The organism is Moraxella atlantae NBRC 14588 (assembly GCF_001591265.1).
Taxonomy (GTDB): Bacteria; Pseudomonadota; Gammaproteobacteria; order Pseudomonadales; family Moraxellaceae; genus Faucicola; species Faucicola atlantae.
Genome location: NZ_BCUL01000044.1, coordinates 1 through 4,134 on the forward strand (window position 1 = coordinate 1; position 4,134 = coordinate 4,134).

Consider the following 4,134-nt stretch of genomic DNA (forward strand, 5'->3'; position numbering starts at 1 on the left):
CCATAATTTCTTTCTCAGGTTTTGCATAGCGGTATCTAGTCCTTTAGATGCATTATCATTAAATACCTGTTGCAGCCGTTGAGTACTACTGCGTAAATCATATAGACCACTAAAGGCTTGCTGGAGCTTGTCTAGCGTCGTTTTGGTATCTTGGTAGCCTAAATCAATCAAATTATTGATTGTATCTGATGAAAAATCTAGCATTTGCTTAAATCCGCCTAAGTCTTTACTTGGACGAATTTCTATGATGGAAGCATCGCTATAATCGTGCCGATGCCAAAGTGAGGCGCCATCTAGGTGTACTACAATAATGTTCCGACAACCTGCATCAATAAGTGGTTGAATTGGCGTATTGCCTTGTGATTTGAGCAATCCGCCTTGTCCACCATCAGTAAATCGTCTGCCTTGTTCATCCTCATAAGCTTTGAACAGTAAAGGCAATGCACACGAAGCCAATATTACCTGTTTTTGCTGTTGGATTGGTAGCGATTGAATGTGTCGAAACTCAGCAAATTGATTGTCAATGCCTAAAAACACATTTTTAAGACCATCAGGTAAGGCAAATATGAAATCCTGAACCGCGGAATTTGATTGATGTTGTTGAAAAATGGAAACATAAAGGGGAATTGAAGACTGTAAGCGCGTCAAGTCTAAATAGTCTTGTAACATTGATTCCAATACATCATCTTTAAGCAAGTTATCGAGCGACAAAGTTGGTACTAGAAAAGTTGGTACTAGAGAGGTTAGCCAAATTAATGGTTGGCTTAATTTTAAGCCTGCCGAGAGTAAAAACCCAAAGTAACCAAGTTTTGTTTTGGTCGATTGGTCAATGCTCATGCCATATTTAAATTGTATAGGGTCGCTTTCGGGTAATACATGCCAAATTTCTTGTAAACGGTTAATACCTATTTGCAAATTGGGGGCAGAAGCTAAAACCGCACCGTTCAATGCCCCAATACTTGCGCCTGAAATTTGATGAATTGGGATACCAAACTCTTGAATGGCTTGCATAACACCAACGTGATATGCGCCTTTCGCTCCACCGCCTGATAAGACTAGTCCAACCTTTTGTTGCATAGTACCCCCCTTTTTTATGCAGCGAAAACGTTGTTAATCATGCGCTGACTGACACGATTAATATCAATCATTGAAATCACTAAATCATTATAACGCGCCGCTTGTTGGGATGATAGCGAGGGAAATTGAGTGGCGGTAAAAGCCATCGCAAAACGCTGCGGGTTTTGCCAACTCCAATCACCTTGATATTGTAAAGCAGCTTGTAGCTCTTGTTGGGCAGTACCACGATGTGTTGGCTTAAGCCAGTCTTGCTTTAGCAAATCATCATTCGCGCCACATTTTAATAACGCTTTTTGTACATTGATAATTTTGTTTCTAAGCGTGTCTAGCTGCTGTTGTCGCTCATTGTTATCTAGTTGACGAACATAAAGTCCATAATCCCCCCAACTCAGTGTATCGAGCACCAAAAAACATTGTCCCATCGGTGACAACTGGGAAAATCGTTCAGCTTGCCATGCACTAAGCAGTCCTTCTAATTGTGCTTTGGCTTTTTCGGATTGCTCTAATTGGTCTATACGCCGATTGGCTTGGCTCAACTCTGCTTGCAACTGGTTGGCCTGATTTTGTAAATCGCTAACGTAATAGGCAATTTCAGTTACGTGTATTTGGGTTTGGTCAAGCGTTTGCTTAAGCTTGATAATCGCGTTGGCATGCGCTTGCTGATGATAAGATATTTCAGCAAAATAGGCTTGACAGGCTTCTAATCCTGCAATCAGATGGTCGTTAATATTACTTTGTGCCATCTGTTGCTTACCAGATATCAACGCCAAATTGCGTTTGATAAAGTCTTGCGAAACAGCATGGTTCTGCTGGTTAAGATGTTTCGCTGTGTCTAAGCCGTTGATAAAATCGATTACCATTTTATCTTTGATATAGGGAAACGTTGTTTGAATCTTATTTGAATGGATATTAGCAAGCTGCATAATCAATCACCCTGAGAATCCAAAATATCCTGCTACATTTGGTAGCAGGATACGCTATGGTTGCATTGTTTAACGACATTACTTTCACTTATTGTGATTTAGATTGGATTGCCTCTACACTAAATACTTCAGCTACCTTGTCCCAATCTTGTTTAAGTTCTGCGTGTTGTTCAGATAACGCCCGAATTTTTTGTTTATACGCTTCTTGTTCACTTATTGATTGGTGGGCACGTATACGATCGTTATTAATGTTATTTTTTGTTTCATTGACGATTTCTTCGACTTTCTTACCAAATTCGTCGATATAGTTCGTACTTTCTTCAAGCAGTTTTTTTATTTTTAAATCTACTTGATCCCTTAGTGGTGCTATAAAATCTTCTTGTAAAGCACGCATAAGCGTATCAATCGTCTCCTGTCTATTTATGGTATAAGTTTTAAAAGTATATGTAGAGGTACCCCATTTTCTACCAAAAAAACCACCGAAGCCGCGTTTTATGCGTCCCATAAAACCAGATTCATTATACGTTTTGGTTTCGGTCTTATGAGTAGCATTTAGAGACAGATGTTTAAGCTTGGCAGCTTGTTTATTGATATTGCCAATACCATCAAAGTTGATACGCAAGTCAATACCCTTATCTGTAAAATCATTTTTTAATTCTGCCAGCAACTTTTTACTTTCTTCATTGATTTCTTGTGTGGTGTTTTTCACCGCCGCAACGCTTTCCTCTAGCATTTTATCAAACGCTTCGACAATATATTGATTAGCAAATTGATTGACTAAAAATCCAACTTCTTGTTCAAAATTTTTTAAATCCTCCTCCTCTGAAAATATCAGCTGATCACCCGTTGATTTTGCTCTTTCATGCAGCTTGGCGAGCTCTTCTCTTCCTATTTTTACGGTTTTTGTAGGGAAGAGGTCTCGAAAGAAGGAGCCTGGCCATAAGTGTCTTTGTGTGTTGTCTGCCTCCAGTTTGTCCTCTTTTGCTTGTTGAGCCTCCTTGTAGAACAAACTTTTAATCTCTTTTTTTGATTCGTCCTCAATCCGACGAACCTTATCTTCGATATATATTTCACGCGCAATATCTTGGATAATTTCATTAATCTTTTCCTCAAGCTTTTTTTTTCGATCGTCTAATTGTTCGATTTGCTTTTCTAGCTCGGCAATCGTGGTATTAAATTTTTCGATTTCTTGTTCGGATAGTCGTTCTTTACTAGCAAAATATGCACGAATATCTAATGTATTGTGAAGCCTATCGAAAACCGCGCTTGCCCCTATCAAGGCTGATTGCATTGCGATGATTGGTGCATTGCGCTGCATATTAACGATAACGTTTTGCATTGGCTCTTGCATGCGACTTCTGGCAATAATTTTGTTTAGACCTTTTTGGATTTGCTCTGGATTCATCGTTGGATAAATATCTTCTGCCATCTCACCGTAGATTTTTTTGGCAAAATCTTCAACCCATGTTTTTGGTTTTAATTCTGGCAACATATTATTAACCGCAAGGTAATTTGCCATACGTTTTGCTAAATACGAATCTTGAGCAGATATAGCATACACATTTTCTAGCTCAATTTTCTCTTTTAACAAGTTATGGTAAATATGCGTGCGAGTTGCATCCGCCTCATCAGCATTTGCACTTTTTTGGTCAAATTTATTGACCAATGCAAATAGACGTGATTTTTGTACTGTTGGAATCTTATCAATTTGATCCTTAACGTCTTTTTCGGCTTCTGAGTTTAATTGGGTATAGTCCAAAACAATCATCACCGCTGAGCTGCGCTCTAATTGCTCTGTTAGTGCCACTTTAAGCTCATCCTGTCCTGCTTCGTTGGGTCCTGCTGTATCAAGCAACATGAAGCGCCCTTGCGTCTCAAAGTCATTTGCTAAATCAAACTCTACATCAATACGCGGTAAGTTATTGAAGTCTTTATATTTATCAAACGGAAATGTTAAAATATCTTTTTGATCAGCTGCATATTGTGCAAGCTCAATTTCTTTTGTCAGACGCACCAAATCGTTGAGTTGATAAAGAAAACTGAATATTGCCTCCTCGCCTTCGTAGTGGTTATTAAACTTACCGCCTGAGTTAATAAAATCGATCAACAACTGCATATCTTGGTGCATACCTTC

At 38.8% G+C, this 4,134-nt stretch carries 3 protein-coding genes; all 3 read right to left on the reverse strand.

Annotated features, from left to right (window positions below):
* Positions 1–1,077: patatin-like phospholipase family protein (locus tag MA2_RS10420; RefSeq protein ID WP_067059586.1), on the reverse strand; the 1,077-nt coding region annotated here is incomplete at its 3' end.
* Between the two features lie 14 nt (positions 1,078–1,091).
* Complete coding sequence (locus tag MA2_RS10425) at positions 1,092–1,937, reverse strand: diguanylate cyclase regulator RdcB family protein (protein WP_158080610.1); 846 nt, start codon at positions 1,935–1,937, stop codon at positions 1,092–1,094.
* 151 nt (positions 1,938–2,088) lie between these two features.
* On the reverse strand, positions 2,089–4,134 hold a 2,046-nt coding region (locus MA2_RS10430; RefSeq protein WP_506256098.1), incomplete at its 5' end, for a P-loop NTPase family protein.